General features: G+C 64.9%; 1 protein-coding gene. It reads right to left on the bottom strand.

Annotated features, from left to right (window positions below):
- On the bottom strand, positions 1 to 262 hold a 262-nt coding region (locus tag LQ326_RS47610), incomplete at both ends, for an alpha-amylase family glycosyl hydrolase (RefSeq protein WP_268208480.1).

The raw sequence follows: 262 nt of genomic DNA, 5'->3' as shown, positions 1-262 counted from the left end.
TACTGGGTGTCGATCTCCTTGCGCACCCGCTTCAGGAAGTCGTGGGTCGCGGGCAGGTTCTCGCAGTTGGTGCCCTCGCGCTGGTAGAGGTACGGCACCGCGTCCAGCCGGAAACCGTCGATGCCCAGGTCCAGCCAGAACCGGAGCGCGGAGAGGATCTCCTCCTGGACGGCCGGGTTCTCGTAGTTGAGGTCGGGCTGGTGCGAGAAGAACCGGTGCCAGTAGTACTGCTTGCGCACCGGGTCGTAGGTCCAGTTGGAGG

Source organism: Streptomyces shenzhenensis (genome assembly GCF_021462265.1).
Classification (GTDB): Bacteria; Actinomycetota; Actinomycetes; order Streptomycetales; family Streptomycetaceae; genus Streptomyces; species Streptomyces shenzhenensis.
The sequence above is the reverse complement of the archived record's forward strand: the minus strand, read 5'-3'. Positions and strand labels throughout refer to the sequence as shown.